Annotated in this window: 12 protein-coding genes; 8 read left to right on the top strand and 4 right to left on the bottom strand. The window is 71.6% G+C overall.

Annotation, left to right across the window (positions count from 1 at the left end):
* The first annotated feature begins 54 nt into the window (after window positions 1–54).
* Window positions 55–2193: a M4 family metallopeptidase gene (locus tag ACZ4MU_RS08320; protein ID WP_467872591.1), complete on the top strand. Its 2139-nt coding sequence runs from the start codon at window positions 55–57 to the stop codon at window positions 2191–2193.
* Between the two features lie 227 nt (window positions 2194–2420).
* Window positions 2421–3080, top strand: coding sequence for an anthrone oxygenase family protein (locus ACZ4MU_RS08315; RefSeq protein WP_467872589.1), 660 nt, complete (start codon window positions 2421–2423; stop codon window positions 3078–3080).
* 80 nt (window positions 3081–3160) lie between these two features.
* Here the strand turns inward: ACZ4MU_RS08315 and ACZ4MU_RS08310 are convergent, their stop codons facing one another.
* Together ACZ4MU_RS08310 and ACZ4MU_RS08305 are read right to left on the bottom strand one after the other, a co-directional pair.
* The gene (locus ACZ4MU_RS08310; protein WP_467872586.1) at window positions 3161–4201 is read right to left on the bottom strand and encodes a vWA domain-containing protein; all 1041 of its coding nucleotides are present in this window, start codon (window positions 4199–4201) and stop codon (window positions 3161–3163) included.
* Between the two features lie 92 nt (window positions 4202–4293).
* Window positions 4294–6084 carry a sugar-binding protein gene (locus tag ACZ4MU_RS08305; protein ID WP_467872584.1) on the bottom strand — a complete coding sequence of 597 codons (1791 nt, stop codon included), beginning with the start codon at window positions 6082–6084 and terminating at the stop codon, window positions 4294–4296.
* A 270-nt stretch (window positions 6085–6354) separates the two neighbouring features.
* Between ACZ4MU_RS08305 and ACZ4MU_RS08300 the strand changes: the two genes are divergently transcribed.
* Window positions 6355–7002, top strand: a complete 648-nt coding sequence (locus ACZ4MU_RS08300) for a class I SAM-dependent DNA methyltransferase (protein WP_467872582.1) — start codon at window positions 6355–6357, stop codon at window positions 7000–7002.
* A gap of 46 nt (window positions 7003–7048) precedes the next feature.
* Here the strand turns inward: ACZ4MU_RS08300 and ACZ4MU_RS08295 are convergent, their stop codons facing one another.
* Window positions 7049–8386, bottom strand: a complete 1338-nt coding sequence (locus tag ACZ4MU_RS08295; protein ID WP_467872579.1) for a (2,3-dihydroxybenzoyl)adenylate synthase — start codon at window positions 8384–8386, stop codon at window positions 7049–7051.
* Window positions 8387–8749: 363 nt separating this feature from the next.
* Window positions 8750–9754 (bottom strand): cell envelope lipid trafficking protein PgfA, encoded by a 1005-nt coding sequence (pgfA, locus tag ACZ4MU_RS08290; protein WP_467872577.1) that lies wholly within the window; start codon window positions 9752–9754, stop codon window positions 8750–8752.
* Window positions 9755–9943: 189 nt separating this feature from the next.
* On the opposite strand from pgfA, the gene ACZ4MU_RS08285 reads away from it, so the two are divergent.
* The 5 genes from ACZ4MU_RS08285 (at window position 9944) to ACZ4MU_RS08265 (ending at window position 14988) form a co-directional block, all read left to right on the top strand.
* Window positions 9944–10108 (top strand): hypothetical protein, encoded by a 165-nt coding sequence (locus ACZ4MU_RS08285; RefSeq protein ID WP_467872574.1) that lies wholly within the window; start codon window positions 9944–9946, stop codon window positions 10106–10108.
* 47 nt (window positions 10109–10155) lie between these two features.
* Window positions 10156–11328, top strand: a complete 1173-nt coding sequence (locus ACZ4MU_RS08280; RefSeq protein ID WP_467872572.1) for a PucR family transcriptional regulator — start codon at window positions 10156–10158, stop codon at window positions 11326–11328.
* 102 nt (window positions 11329–11430) lie between these two features.
* Window positions 11431–12471, top strand: coding sequence for a YihY/virulence factor BrkB family protein (locus ACZ4MU_RS08275; RefSeq protein ID WP_467872570.1), 1041 nt, complete (start codon window positions 11431–11433; stop codon window positions 12469–12471).
* Between the two features lie 522 nt (window positions 12472–12993).
* Window positions 12994–13104, top strand: a complete 111-nt coding sequence (locus ACZ4MU_RS08270; protein ID WP_467872567.1) for a keywimysin-related RiPP — start codon at window positions 12994–12996, stop codon at window positions 13102–13104.
* Window positions 13105–13131: 27 nt separating this feature from the next.
* Window positions 13132–14988 (top strand): lasso peptide isopeptide bond-forming cyclase, encoded by a 1857-nt coding sequence (locus ACZ4MU_RS08265; RefSeq protein WP_467872564.1) that lies wholly within the window; start codon window positions 13132–13134, stop codon window positions 14986–14988.
* Window position 14989 lies beyond the last annotated feature (1 nt).

The raw sequence follows: 14989 nt of genomic DNA, 5'->3' as shown, positions 1-14989 counted from the left end.
CAGTATTGGCATCTCATTGCCCTGGAGACCCAAATCCCGCCATTCTCCGGCCTCATGAAACGATCTGTGTTCGTCGGCACGCTGTCCCTCGCGGTCAGCGGCCTTCTGATAGCCGGTGCGGGCACCCCCGCCTCCGCCGCCAAGGGCCCCCGAGCCGTCTCGCCGAAGGTGAGCAAGGCGCAGGCCCTGCGGGATGCCACCGCCGAGGTCGCCGCCAGCCCCCACGTGGCCCGGGCCGGAGCCCACGACACCTTCCTGTCGCACGACGTGACCGTCGACAAGGACGGCACCCGCCACGTCCACCTGGACCGGCGCTACCAGGGCCTCCCGGTCCTGGGCGGCGACGTCATCGTGCACTCGGCGCCCAACGGTGAGCTGCGCTCGACCTCGCTCACCCTCAAGGCCCCGCTGTCGCTCTCGGTGACGCCGAAGATCAACAAGCAGCGCGCGGTGGCCGTGGCCGTCGCGAAGTTCAAGGGCACCAGGAAGGGCAGCAGGGCCGACCTCGTCGTCGACGCGACGGCGGCCACGCCGACGCTCGCCTGGCAGGTCGTCGTCGACGGCACCGCCCCCGACGGCTCGCCCAGCCACGTCCACACGCTGGTCGACGCGACGACCGGCAAGGCGGGGAAGTCCTGGAACACCTTCCACAGCACCGTGGTCCCGGGCCAGACCGCCACCGCGCCGCAGAGCTCCGCCCTCGCCGGCGCCGCCGCCTCGGGCACCGGCCACGGCTACCAGGTCGGCGACGTGACGCTCGGCACGAGCAGTGTCTCCGGCGGCTACGAGCTCAAGGACCCGACCCGCGGCAACGGGGAGACGCGGGACGCCCAGAACAAGACCGTCACCAACGACTCGCCGCCGGCCGGCTGGGGCGTCGCCTTCACCGACACGGACAACGTGTGGGGCAACGGCGCCCTCAGCGACCGCGCCACGGTCGCCGTGGACGCCCACTACGGCATCCAGGCCACCTGGGACTACTACAAGAACGTCCACGGCCGCAACGGCATCAAGAACGACGGTGTCGGCGCCCGCTCCTTCGTCCACTACGGCGTCAACTACGCCAACGCGGGCTGGGACGACGACAGCTTCAGCATGATCTACGGCGACGGTGCCTCCGGCCAGAAGCCGTTCACCGAGCTGGACGTGGCCGGCCACGAGATGAGCCACGGCGTCACCGCCGCCACCGCGGGCCTGAACTACTTCGGTGACGCGGGCGGCATGAACGAGTCCACCTCGGACATCTTCGGCACGCTGGTCGAGTTCAACGCCAAGAGCCCCGCGGACACGCCCGACTACCTCATCGGCGAGAAGATCAGCTCCACGCCGCTGCGGTACATGGACGACCCGAAGAAGGACGGCGTCTCCCAGAGCTGCTGGACCACCAACACCAAGAACCTGGACCCGCACTACTCCTCGGGCGTCGGCAACCACTGGTTCTACCTGATGGCGGTCGGTTCCGGCTCCTCCAGCTACGGCAACAGCCCGACCTGCGACGGCGGTACGGTCACCGGGCTCGGCAACGACGCCGCCGGCAAGATCTGGTACCGCGCGCTCACCACGTACCTGACGGCCGCCTCCACGTACGCGGACGCCCGTACCGCGACCATCAAGGCCGCGACCGACCTGTACGGCGCCAGCAGCACTCAGTGCACCACCGTGGAGAAGGCCTGGAGCGGCGTCGCCGTCGCCCCCACGGGCACCACCTGCGGCGGGGGAACCACGCAGCCGCCGAGCGGCTCCAACCTGCTGCTCAACCCCGGCTTCGAGTCGGGCGCGACGAAGTGGTCCGCCACCTCCGGTGCCATCACCAACGACACCGGCGCCACCGCCCACGCCGGCTCGTACTACGCCTGGCTCGACGGCTACGGCTCCGCCCACACCGACACGCTGTCCCAGTCGGTGACCATCCCGGCGACGGCCGCGGCCCCGAAGCTCTCCTTCTGGCTCGCGATCGACACCAAGGAGACCGGCAGCACCGCGTACGACACCCTCAAGGCGCAGGTCGTCTCCGGCACCACGACGACCACCCTGGCGACGTACTCCAACACCACGCCGAGCGGCTACGTCCAGCGCACCCTCGACCTGTCCGCCTTCAAGGGCAAGACGGTCACCATCAAGTTCACGGGCGTCGAGGACTCCTCGGCGGCCACCAGCTTCCTGATCGACGACACCTCGGTCACCACCGGCTGATCCGGCACGCCATACGGCACCGGCCCTGATCAACGGCCCGGACGGGATGCCCCCAACGCCCCGTCCGGGCCGTTTCGTGTTGCGAGACTCGCGTATGCGGCCGAGCGTCCGGACCATGGTCGCGTACGGGTCCTGCGCGATGAGATGACCACGTCACCCGGTCCTACGGGTCACACGGTCGGAGCGTCACGTGAATGCACGCGGAGGGTTTGATGAGTCATCCGGAGATGTCTGCCGGCACTGGTGCGTCCGGCGGTGGGTCCGTACGGGGACCGGCCGGTCAGCCGTCCACCCGGCCCCGCTCCCCCGAGAACCCCGCACACCCCTCCCGGGGCGGCCGGGATCGGCTGACGGGGCTGCTTCTGGGCGCGGCCGCCGTCGCGATGGGCCTGATGGCGGGGCTCTTCTTCGCCTTCGATGTCTCCGTGATGCCGGGCCTGGCGCGAGGCGACGACCGTACGTACGCCACGGCCATGGGGAACATCAACGCCGTCATCGACGGCAGCGCTCCGTTCGTCCTGGTCTTCCTCGGCGCACTGGTCGTCACCGCGTGGGCGGCGTTCCGCGCCTTCCGCAAGGGGCAACGGGCGATGGGGTGGTGGCTCCTGGCGGCGACGCTCTGCTATCTGGCCGTGCTCGCCCTGACCGTCGGGGTCAACATCCCTCTCAACAACCGGCTGGCCGGCCTGGGCCGCCCCGGGCCCTCCACCGACTACGCCGTCATCGAGGACTTCAAGGGCACCTGGGAGACGGCCAACATCTTCCGGACCCTTCTGTGCCTCGGCGCCCTGAGCGGCATCGTGCGCGCCCTGCTGCTGCACGGCCGCGCCACGGGCCGACCCGTCACCCGCGACGGCTTCCCGCAGCTATGGGGCTCCGGCGGCTGACCGCGACTGCCCGCACTCCGGTGGAGCTCGGGCAGTCCGGCAATCAGGCGGGGGGCGCGGGTGCGGGAGCCTTCCGGGCGTCAGATCATCAGCAGCAGCCGCGTGTTGGGCACGAGCTTGCGGTTCACACTGGTGCTCTGGACGAAGATGGTGAAGTCGTCGTTGTGGTCGGGCTTCACGCGGGCCTCCGCGTCCGGAAGACCGAGCAGGGCGCGGGCCTGGGGCCCCGTGTACACCCGGTCCGTCTTCTTCTCCAGCACCGCTATCTGCTTGCGCGCCTGGATCTTCTCCGACTTGCTCAGCTGGTAGAACGCGCCACCCGTACGGTAGGTGTGTCCGCACTCGACGACCCAGTCACGTATCGCCGCCTCGCGCGCCACCGGGATCAGCTGGTACGTGGACGGGTCCACCGGTGCGAGACCTGCCGCCTCGATGGTGTCCTTGTTGACCGCGTCGGCGCCCGTGGAGAACACCGCCCGCGAACCCCGGATGCCCTGGGCCCGGCCCACCATGAAGTTCTCGGTGGCCTGCTGGATGACCTGCCCGGCCTCCTCCAGGCCCCGGGTGCTGGTGGCGTCCCAGATGGCGATGTTGTCCTTGGGGAAGCCGCACTGCATGGCCTCGCGCTTGCCCATCTGGTCCGGCACCAGAACGGCCAGTGTCCAGTTGTCCAGCTGCGTCCGCATCATCTCGGCGACGGCCTTCACCAGGGCGCGCGGGTCCTGGCTGGGGGCGTCGGGGCCGCGATGGCTCGCGTTCTCCTGTCCGTCGGTCAGGACGAACGTCAGGAAGCTGTGGTCGCCGTACAGTTGCGCTGTCTGCGCGAGCTCCCGCTGCGACTTCAGAGCGGCCGCCAGCAGGGCCGTCATCCCGCCCACCCGGTACAACTGCTTCAGGGACGGCATCCGCAGCACGTCCTTGTCGTAGATGACACACTCGACCGTGTCCGCGAACACGTACACCGTGACGCGGGTCTCCTGCTCCAACTCCCTCGACCGGCGCGCCAGATAAGCGATCTGCTGGTCGGCGACCTCGACGACCTTGCCGCTCAGGTGCGACATGGACGAGCTGGCATCCAGCACGAGAGCGACGTGGTTGATGTAGTTCTGGTTTCCGGACATGACGAGTCCCCCCTCTTTCTCGGATTCGATACGTCGATCCTCCCACCCACCACTGACAATCGATCTTGGTCCGGCTCCCGCCGCGTCGCTCCTCAGCCGGCTCGGCCCGGGTGGCGGGGGCCTGCGGCGAGGGGGACGCCGGTGCGTCGGGCCTGTTCCACGGATGCCCGGGAGTCCACACTGCGGGCCGCCTCCTGGGGGATCCGGGCGGGCTGTGCCGGGTGGTCCGGCGGCGGGACGTAGCCGGGCAGGCGCAGGGTGCCCCAGACATAGGGGTCGGCCTGGGCGCTGCCGAAGGGGGACCGGGCAAGGCGCGTCTGGCCGGTCCGGTCCCCGCTGTCGGAGTCGTAGAGGAGGACGTTGACGGCGAGGTGCTCGGGATCGACGGGGGCGGGCAGGCCGGCGAGCGGAATCCTGACCTCGACCGTGTAGCCCCGGTACGGGCCGGTCACCGAGGAGGCGACGGCCATGCCGGGGGCGGTGCTGCGCGCGGGTCCCTGGTGGTTGTCCGCGTCGCGCTCCGCGCAGGGGCCCCTGCCGCCCCGGGTGAAAGGCAGGATGCCGGTCTTGAAGGTGGCCGAGGTGTCGTCGGCGTTGCCCCGCGGGTCGAGGGCGATCTCGACGGCGTCGGTGCGCCAGTGGCGTTTGCAGTCGTTCACGGCGTCCAGGGCGTAGCCCTTCACGTCGTCCGTGACGCGGATCAGCACGTACAGGTCGTCGGACCACCGCGAGAAGCGGACGTCTGCCGCGCAGTCCCGCTCGTCGGCGCACCGCTCGCCCTCCCACTGGGTGAGCCCCGACGCCGGGCCGGGGTACTCGCCCGGGCCCGACCTGCCGTCCACCACGGGAGCCCGGGCCGGTACGGGCGCGCTGGTGGACGGGGTGGCCGGGTAGGCGGGCTGGGCGTCGTTGGCGAGCCACGGCATCCGCATCCGCCGCGCCCAGGCGCGGAAGTCGGCATACAGCGGGCGCAGACCGGGCTGGTCACGGGTGACGGGGCTCTGCGGTGCGCGGCTGTCGGCCAGGACGGTCAGCCACTCGCAGGGCAGTTCGCGCCGGGGGGTCTCGACCGTCGGCGGCAGGGAGGCGAACCCCTGGGTGACGTACTCGCGGGCGGCGTCCCGCTCGATCTGGGCCCACGTCCTGCCGGGGTGCCGACGAGAGGTGGTCCCTGTCCACACGCCGATGACGGGAAGACCGGTGTGCGGGTCGCGCACCGGGTGCCGGGCACACCGCTCCCCCACCGGCCCCTGGTAGCCGCTGTTCTGGGCGAGCAGGCGGGACGGCTTCCAGGCCCGGTACTTCTCCCGGCGGATCTGCTCGGGGAAGGCCTTCGGGTCACCGGCGATACGGAACGCCTCGACGGCGAGACGCGCCGCCTCCTGGTGGCCACCGTGCTGGCGGAACGGACGCGGGTCCATGACCACCACCTCCCGCGGAGTGGTGGCCCGGATCAGCCGGACGAGCCGCGCGAGGGTGTCCGTGGGCGGTCGCGGCGACGGGTTCCAGACGGTGGCGGTCAGCGGGGCGGACAGCGTGTACCAGAAGTCGGGCTTGTCGAGATAGAAGACGTTGCGGATACCGGCTTTGCGTACCGCCCTGCGCTCCTCGTCCTCACGGATCATGCCGAGGGCGGCCCCCTCCTCGGTGCCGACGGCGTTCCCCCCGCCCTCGCCCCGGGTGATGGTGACCACTCCCGTGCTGAGCCCGCGCCGCTCCCGCCATTGTCCGAAAGTGGCCAGCAGCGAGGACTCGTCATCCGGGTGGGCTCCGACGAACAGGACATCGGTGTGCGCCGGACCCGTCCTGCCGGAGGCGATGGCGGCCGACGCCGGAACCGCTCCCGCCGCGTCCGCGCCCAGGGGCAGCATGCTTGCGGCCAACCCGAGGGCCGTACACGCCACCCACAGCACCTGTCGGAGCCTCGATCGCGGCACGGCAGCCCCTTTCTTCCCGCTCAGTGTGCGGCGGTCGGCATCGCCTGTCACCGACGACCGCATGTGTCCGGCCAGCCTGCCGGACGGCGGCTGCCTCTTCCCGTAGGGCGGGGAGGAGTTCCGTACGCGTCGGGAATCGGCCGGATCCGTGCGCGTGACCGTCCGCCGGCGCAGGCCGCGTAGAAGGCTCGGCGCTCCGCCCGTTACCGTCGTCGGGTGACCGGACCCGACACCTTGCACGCCACCCGCGAGGCCTACGACGCCATCGCCCCCACCTACGCGGAACTGTTCCACGACTCCCTGCGCGACCGCCCCCTGGAGCGCGCTCTCCTCAGTGCCTTCGCGGAGCTGGCGCGGACGGACGGGGAGGGCCGGGTCGCGGACCTCGGGTGCGGGCCCGGCCATGTCACGGCTCATCTGCACGAGCTGGGGCTCAGCGCCTTCGGTGTCGACGCCTCCCCGGTGATGGTCGAGCTCGCTCGCGCGGCCCATCCCGGGCTGCGGTTCGAGATCGGCTCGATGGCCGCACTGGACGTCGGGGACGGCGCGCTCGACGGTGTGCTCGCGCGGTGGTCCATCATCCACACCCCGCCGCGGGAGCTGCCCGCCGTCTTCGCCGAGATCGCCCGGGTCCTGGCGCCCGGCGGGCACGTGCTGATCGCGTTCCCCGCCACGGAGGGCCCGCAGCAGCAGACGCAGGCGTACGACCACACCGTGGCCACGGCCTACCGTTGGTCCCCCGACCGCCTCGCCGGGCTCCTGGGCGACCAGGGGCTGGTCGAGTCGGCCCGTCTGGTGATGGAACCCAAGCCCACTGACAAGCGGCAGTTCCAGGAGGTCCAGCTCCTCGCGCACAAGGTGTAGCGCAGCGGAGGCGACGGGCGGGGTCAGCGGTTCGAGTAGCGCACGTTCACCTCGTCATCACCAGGTCGCCGTCCGGGGTGCGCCGTGCGAGGACGCCGGTGCGGAAGTAGCCGTCGGGGGTGAAGAAGCGGGCATTGTGGCCGGGTGCACGGTAGTAGCCCCGGAGGGTGGACGGGCCGCGTGCGAGGAGTTCGCCCGGCTCCCCGTCCGGTACCTCCCCGCCGTCGGCGCCGACGAGACGGATCTCGTCGTCGGGTGAGAGCGGACGGCCCTGTGTGGTGAGTACGGTCTCCTGAGCATCCGCGGGCCGGGTGAGGGTGAGCGGGCCCTCCGCCATGGCGAAGACCTGCTGGAGACGGCAGCCCAGTTCGGGGCCGATCCGTGCGGCGGTGGCCCTGGGCAGGGGCGCGTCGCCGATCTGTACGAGCCGCAGACTGCTCAGGTCCGCGTCGGCGCTGGGAAGGGCGTCGAGCCACAGGTGGGCGGTGGCAGGGTCCACCGAGGTGAGGGTCACCCGTTCTTGAGCGATGAGCGGCAAGCAGGCGGCGGGCCCCTGGTCCTCGGCCAGGACCGCGGTGCCACCGACGCGAAGGGTGCCGATGATGCCGGGGCAGCCGAGCGTCAAGGTGGATGCGGCGGGCAGCACGGCGAGATACACGTCGTCCTGGGTGAGCGACACCAGCTCCGCGGTGGCCCGCGCCTGGTAGACGTAGTCGTTGTGGGTCCGCGGAATGATCTCCGGGGCCGTGGTGGTGTCCGGGGAGACGAGGAGGAACGCCACCTGGTCGGCGCTCTGCGCGAGCACGGGCTCGGGCGGTGCGTCGACGGAGGCCAGCGGCCAGTAGTGGCAGCCCGACGGATCTGTCCTCATACCGCCGTACGGGGACGAGGTGCCCGGTGCCTCGAAGGTGAAAACTCGCCGCAGGAAAGGACCTTGGGCAGCGATGTCCGCGGCCATCGCCGTGTGGTCGAAGCCCCGGTAAGTCGAGGGGCCCACGTACCCGACCGCCTGGGTGGCCCGGGCGACGTGGGACACCTCGGGTGCTCGGTGCGCGACAGGGCAGAGCACCGGAACGGCGCCCGCCCGCACCAGGGCGAACACCGTGCTGACGCACTCGGGCACGTTCGGCAGTTGGACGACGACCCGCTGTCCGGGCCGCAGTCCCCGCAGCCGGAATCCGGCGGCCATCCGGTCCACCCGCCGGTTCAGCTGCGCGTACGTGAAGCGGGTGGCGCCATGGACGAGCGCGGTGCGCTGCCCGTATTCCAGGGCGCTACCGCGCAGCAGCGTGTCGAGCGTGTCACCGCGCCAGTGGCCGGCCCGCCAGTAGCGGTCGACGAACTCCTCGGGCCAGGGCGTGCACCCGTCGAGCATGGTTGCCATGCGCCTCCTTCCGCGTCGGTTCCTGGACAGGAAGCGGTGCGGGTCGCGGGGAGCGGACCCGCGGTCCTGACCTGGCCATCCAAAGCGCCAACCCGGCCGTACGCAAGGTGTCTTCCCGACCATGGAGGTTGAAGGTCCATGGCGGAAAGTCCAATGCGTGGCGCTGACCAGGGAGCTGAACACCGGCGCTGACCGGGAGAGTGGTCGGCGCCGGTGTTCTGGACGGGTACGTCGTCGAAGGGAGACGGGGGTCGGGGATGTGGGAGGTACGGGGTCGGGGATGCAGGGGGGTGCCGGGCCGGGGTGTGCGTGCTGGGTGAGGTACGGAGTGCCAGTGTCAGCGGTCGTCCGCCGGCCGGCTACTCACCGGGATGACACATCAGGCCCGTGTGCGGCCGAGGGGTCAGCACCTTCCGCCAACCGGCGCGGATTGCGCCACCGCAGTGCCGTCAGGCCCGCGCCCGCCACGGCGAGGACGGCGCCCGCGCCACCGGCGGTCAGCGGCAGGACGGTGCCGAGGAGGAGCAGCTTGCGGCCGTCCTTCCGCGCCAGGTCCACCTGCTGCCGCTGGGTGGCCCGGGTGAATTCCAGCCCGTCGCCCCGCAGGAGGGTCATCGCGTCGGAGGTCTCCCCGGGGCGGCGCAGCGTCACCCTGGGCGAGGTCGAGGCGTCCAGTACACGGCCGGTGCGCCGGTCGACGACCAGGTCGATGTCCGGGTTGGCGTACCACTGCTCGGCCTGGACCGGCCGGGGGCCCGGGCGTCCTACCACCATGGCCGGCACCGGCCGCGTTCCGACCCGGGTGGGGGCCACGGTACCGGTGTAGCGGTAGCCCTCGTGGCCGAGGATCTGGCGGGTGCCGGCATAGTGCAGGGGTATGGCGGCGGCCAGGGTGGCGTCCCACCAACGGTAGGTGCCTTTGCGCAGGTCGAAGGGGAACTTCAGGTAGGCGTCGCCCTCGTGGTGCGGCCGTGACTCGGCGCAGCAGTGCACGGGGGTGTTGGTGCGGCGGTCGGTGACCCAGCGCTCGGTGCTCCACTGGAGCGACTTGCGCGGGTCCGCCAGGGGCAGCGTGCGCGGGGTGTCGACCGTCGTCGAGATGTCCCAGACCGCACGGCCGCTGCGCTCGCTCTCGGCGACGTTTCCCAGGACATGCCGGGTGATGGTGATCGTCTGGCCGTGACGGACGGCGAGCGAACCGGCGTCGAAGTAGCTTCCCCTGCCGGTGGAGACGGTGGTGGTGTGCACGTCGATGGGGGTGCGTTTGGCATGGGGTGTGACGTACCAGGCGAGCAGGGGCGCCAGGGTCAGCAGGAAGACACCTGCCGCGAGGAGCGCGAGTGCCGGACGTGAGGGGAGTCGGCGCATGGGTGTGCCTCCGGGGGGCGTGAGGGGGATCGCCGGTGTGCGGTGCGCGTTCACCGAGGGGTTGCCGAGGACGGCGACCTCGGGGCGGGGAAACGTAGAGCCGTTCTTGACGCGGTGTCAATGGCGGGCTCATGCTTGGCAGTTGTCGAACCGGGATGGTGCGCCGCCAGTTGGAAGGGGCCCCGCGCCATGCCCAGAATGCTCTTCGCCGCCCTGGTCGTCGCCCTCGCCGCCGTGCTCGCGGTCGCGGTGGCCGTCGGCATCGTCGCCCTGCTCGATGTCACACCGAAGCAGCCTCACGACCCCTTGGCCACCTTCCCCTCGGGACCCGCCACGCCCGCGCCGGCTCCCTAGTGGCGAGCGTGCCCGAGTCCGCCTGGCGGAAGGTGCCCAGGTCGCAGGTGGCCGAGTTCGCGAAGGCGGCGCGGGGCGAGGTGCCCGGTCTCGCCGAGGTGATCCTGCGCCGGATCCGCCGCGCGTACCCGGCGCTGCCGATGAGCCTCGGCGCATCCGGCGAGCCGCTGGCACTCGTCGGTGTCCGGTCGGCGCTGGAACAGTTCATCGCCGGGATGACGGACGGCGACGACCGCCCGTTCGAACTTCCCTACGTCTTTCGGGAGTTCGGCCGTGGACAGGTGCTCAGCGGCCGCGGCCTCGATCCGCTCCAGGCCATGTACCGGCTCGGCGTACGGCTCGCCTGGCGGCGCCTGGCCGAGATCGGCGACGAGCTGGGCATTCCCGCTCCCGCCATGTACGAGCTGGCGGGGTCCGGCTTCGAGTACCTCGACGGCCTTGTCGCGGAGACCGTGCGCGGCTACGCCGAAGCCGCGGCGTGCCAGGCCAGTGACCGCCTGCGGCTGCAACGCCGGTTGCTGGACCTGCTGCTCACGGAGCGGGCGGCCACGGACCGGTCCGGGCTGCTCGCCGAACGCGCCGCCCGGATCGGCTGGCCCCTCCCCCGCCGGGTGGCCGTCGCCGTACTGCTGCGTCCGGCGCGCGAGGCCGTGGCCCCGGCCGCCGGCCACGACGTCCTGATCGACATGGAGCACGAGCAGCCTCGCATGGTCGTCCCCGAGCCGGACGCGGCCGGGCGCGCCGGCCTGCTGCGCCGTGCCACCGCCGGCTGGTCCGGCGCGCTCGGTCCCGCCGTGCCGCCGGCCCACGCGGCGAGGTCGCTGCGCTGGGCGACCGTGGCCGTCCAGCTCATCGAGGCGGGACTACTGCCGGGCGGTGAGCTGGTGCGGTGCACGGACCACGCCGAGGCCCTGCTCCTGCTCCCGGCGGCGGAACTCCTGGGTGACCTCGACCGGCGCCGGCTGGCCCCCTTGGACCGCTGCGGCGCGGCCCACGCCCGCCACCTCGCCCTGACGCTGCTGAGCTGGCTCGAGACCCGGGGCGGCGCCACCGAGATCGCGACCGCGCTCGGCGTGCACCCGCAGACGGTGCGGTACCGGCTGCGCCAGATCAGGGAGCTGTGGGGCGAAGACGTCACCGACCCCGACGTGCGCTTCGAGCTGGAACTGGTCCTCAGGGCCCGACGCCTGCGCGGCGAACTGGCCCTGCCCGACACCTGAGGACCTCAACGCCGCCCGCCCCGGGGTCGGCCGCAGTACGACCGTGCCGGTCAGGAGGGTGTCGTACCGTGAGTCGCGCCCTGCCCGGGGTATCCGCCCCGCATGGCGAGCTGGCAGCTTCACGGGCGACAGGACGACGGCGACGACGCGGCACCGCAGGAGACCGGCCCGGGGCCGGAGGTGGAGGAGGCGGCGCCGGACACCCCGGCGAAGCTGCCCGGGCGCGCGTGGATCGCCGTGCTCAAAGGCAGCCTGCGGGAGTTCCAGGACGACGAGCTCAGCGACCGCGCCGCGGCGCTCACGTACTACAGCGTGCTGTGCTTCTTCCCCGCGCTGCTGGTCCTGGTCTCGCTGCTCGGCGTCACGGGCAGGTCGACCACCGACAAGGTCCTGCACAACGTCCAGCGGTTCGCGCCCGGCTCCACCCGGGACCTCCTCACCGACGCGGTGCGCACACTGCAGGACAGCGCGGGCCTGGGCTCGGTGATGGCCGTCGTCGGCCTCGTCCTCGCGGTGTGGGCGGCGTCGGGCTATGTGGCGGCCTTCATCCGCGCGGCGAACGCGGTCTACGAGATGCCCGAGGGCCGGCCCGTGTGGAAGATCCTTCCCGTACGGATCGGGCTGACCGTGGTCCTGATGGTGCTTGCGGTCATCAGCGCGCTGATCGTGGTGTTCACCGGCAGCGTGGCCCGCCATGTGGGCGCAGCCCTCGGGGTCGGCGACGCCGGTCTGGCGGTGTGGTCGATCGCCAAGTGGCCCGTGCTGGCGGCCCTGGTCACCCTCATGATCACGCTCCTGTACTGGGCGGCTCCGAACACCAAGGCCAAGGGCCTCAAGTGGGTCACCCCCGGCAGCTTCCTGGCCCTGCTGATCTGGATGGTCGCTTCGGCCGTGTTCGCGTTCTACGTCGCCCACTTCGCTTCGTACAACAAGACCTACGGCGCGATGGCGGGCGTGATCGTCTTTCTGGTGTGGCTGTGGATCACCAACCTGGCGATCCTGCTGGGGCTGGAAGTCGACGCGGAGACCGTGCGCCAGCGGGCGATCGCCGGGGGCATGCCGCCGGACGAGGAGCCGTACGCGCAGCCGCGTGACACCAGGAAGTGGGACGCGAAGGACCGGCGCCGCCTGCGCAACGCCTGACCGCCACCGCACCGCTCGTCCGTCGCGGCCGGGCGGAGCGCGCCGGGCCGTGGGTGAGCCGCGACGGATCCGGTACAGCACATATCGGCCGAAATTCCCTCCGGCCACGCTCGTGCGCTCGCGACCCGGGAGCCCCCAGGAGCCGCCGGCATGTCACAAGCGGGGGCGCACGATGGCCGGGCGCAGTGCGGCAAAGGCGTGAGACGGCATCACGGGCGCCCCTTCTCCGGAAAGCGCCGCGGTAGTGCGCCCCATTCCGTCTTTGGGCGAGAGTCCACCAAGCGTGCTGATGGAATCGTTCCGCTCATCGAGCGAAAGGGAACGTGTTCCTGTTCTGCCCTGGTCGTGGTCCGGACCGGAAATGACCCCGCATTCGCCTCATAGCCCGACGGTCGGATAATCATATAAAGTTCGGCGACCTTGCCTTCCCTCACTGACCTGCGGATACCGTTGGACCTGGCCGCCTCCCGGATCTCCGGGCGGTGGTGACGTTCAGTCAGAGAAAAAAGAGAAGGAGTCGTCATGAAGAAGACGTACGAAGCTCCGACGCTCGTCCGACTGGGTTCTTTCCGGAAGGAGACGGGACTTCTGCAGTTCCGCGGGAACGACCGCCTCATTCTCAGCAAGAACTGACGGTCGACGGTACGTCCCTTCGACGTCATGACTGACACGCACGCAGGTGCGAGTCCGGGCCGCGGCGACGCGCACTTCGTGGTCCTTCCGGACCGCGAGGACGCGGCCGCCGCGGCCCGCCTCTTCACCCGCCCCGGAACCCGTACCCTGCCCCACGCCTCGGGACGTCCCTGGCTGATCGGCCGGTGGCACGACGACGAGATCGTGACCGCACAGGCGGGCTCGACAGCCCTCGCCGCCGTCGGCTGCTGCCCCCTCGACGTCCCCCGACTGCGCCGCCACGCCGCCCGGTTGCGCGACCTCACCCAGCTCGACGCCCTCGCCCGCTCCACCTCCGGCAGCTTCCATCTGGTGGCCGCGCTCGACGGCCGCCTCCGCGTCCAGGGCACCGCCTCCGGACTGCGGCTCGTCTTCCACGCGGAGATCGGCGGCGTACGCGTCGCCGCGACCCGGGCCGACATCCTCGCCACCGCCCTCGGCCGGGAACCGGATGTGGAGCAGGTGGCGGTCAGGCTGCTGTGGCCGGTCCCCCATCCGTTGCAGGAGACACCCCTGTGGAGGGACGTCACCGCGGTGTCGCCGCAGGACGCCGTGATCGTCGCGGCGGACGGCCGGTCCACCCGCCACTCGCGCTGGTGGACACCGCCCGAGCCGGTACGCACGCTCACCGCCGGCGCGGCCCTGGCGCGCGACGCACTCGCCGACGCCGTCCAGGCCCGTACCCATCAGGGCGGCACGGTCAGCTGCGACCTGTCGGGAGGGCTGGACTCCACGTCCATCTGCTTCCTCGCCGACCGCTCGCCCGCCCACGTGGTGGCCAGCACCTGGCCGGGACGCGATCCCGCCGACACGGATCTCCACTGGGCCCGGCAGGCCGCCCAGTTCCTGCCCGACGTCGAACACGTCGTCTGGGACGCAGAGGCCTCACCGCTCGTCTACACCGATCTGCTCACCATCGACGACCTGCTCGACGAGCCGACCATCGGCGTCATGGACCGCTCGCGGGTGCTGCACCATCTGCCCGCGATGGCCGAGCGGGGCAGCCGTCTGCATCTGACGGGCATCGGCGGCGACCATGTGGCCTGGTGCTCAGAGGCGTACTACCACCGCCTGCTGCGCACCCGCCCGCTGTTCGCCGTGCGCCAGCTCCGGGGCTTCCGTGCCCTGTGGCAGTGGCCGCTCGGCGGGATGGCACGCGTCCTGAGCGACTCCCGGCCGTACGGGAGGTGGCTGGCCGACTCCGTCGGACAGCTGCGCGGCCCCCTTCCCACCACCGTCAGCGGCGCCCTCGGCTGGGGCGGGGAGCCACGCCTGTTCGACTGGGTGACACCCGAGGGCGAGCGACTGGCCGCACGGGCGCTGCGCGACGCCGCCCAGGACGCGCGGCCCCTGCACCGCGACCGCGGGCTGCACGCCGATCTGGAACAGATCCGCTCCTGCACCCGCATCATCCGGCAGTGGGACGCCATGGCCGCCAGGGCGGGGGTCCCGATGGCATCACCGTTCCTGGACGACCGCGTCATCGAGGCGTTCCTCTCGGTCCGGCCCAGTGAGCGCGTGTCGCCCTGGCAGTACAAACCCCTGCTGGCCGCCGCGATGCGGGACGTCGTCCCGCAGGTGTGTCTGCGGCGCAGCAACAAGGCAGCGGCCTCCATGGACGCCTCCAACGGGCTGCGCGAGCACCGGGCCGATCTGCTCGCCCTGTGGGAGGACTCCCGGCTGGAACGCCTCGGCCTGGTGAACGGTGACGCGCTGCGCGATCTCGCCCAGCGTCCCGCCACGCCCGGACTGCGGCAGGCCATCCTCTACTCCACGATCGCCGCCGAGGTGTGGCTGCGCGGTCTGCCGCACGCCGCGAAGGCCGGGGCCATCACCTCCATCTGAA

This window comes from Streptomyces sp. NPDC026377 (assembly GCF_055567715.1).
Note: the sequence above shows the minus strand (reverse complement) of the source record. Positions and strands in the feature narration are given on the sequence as shown.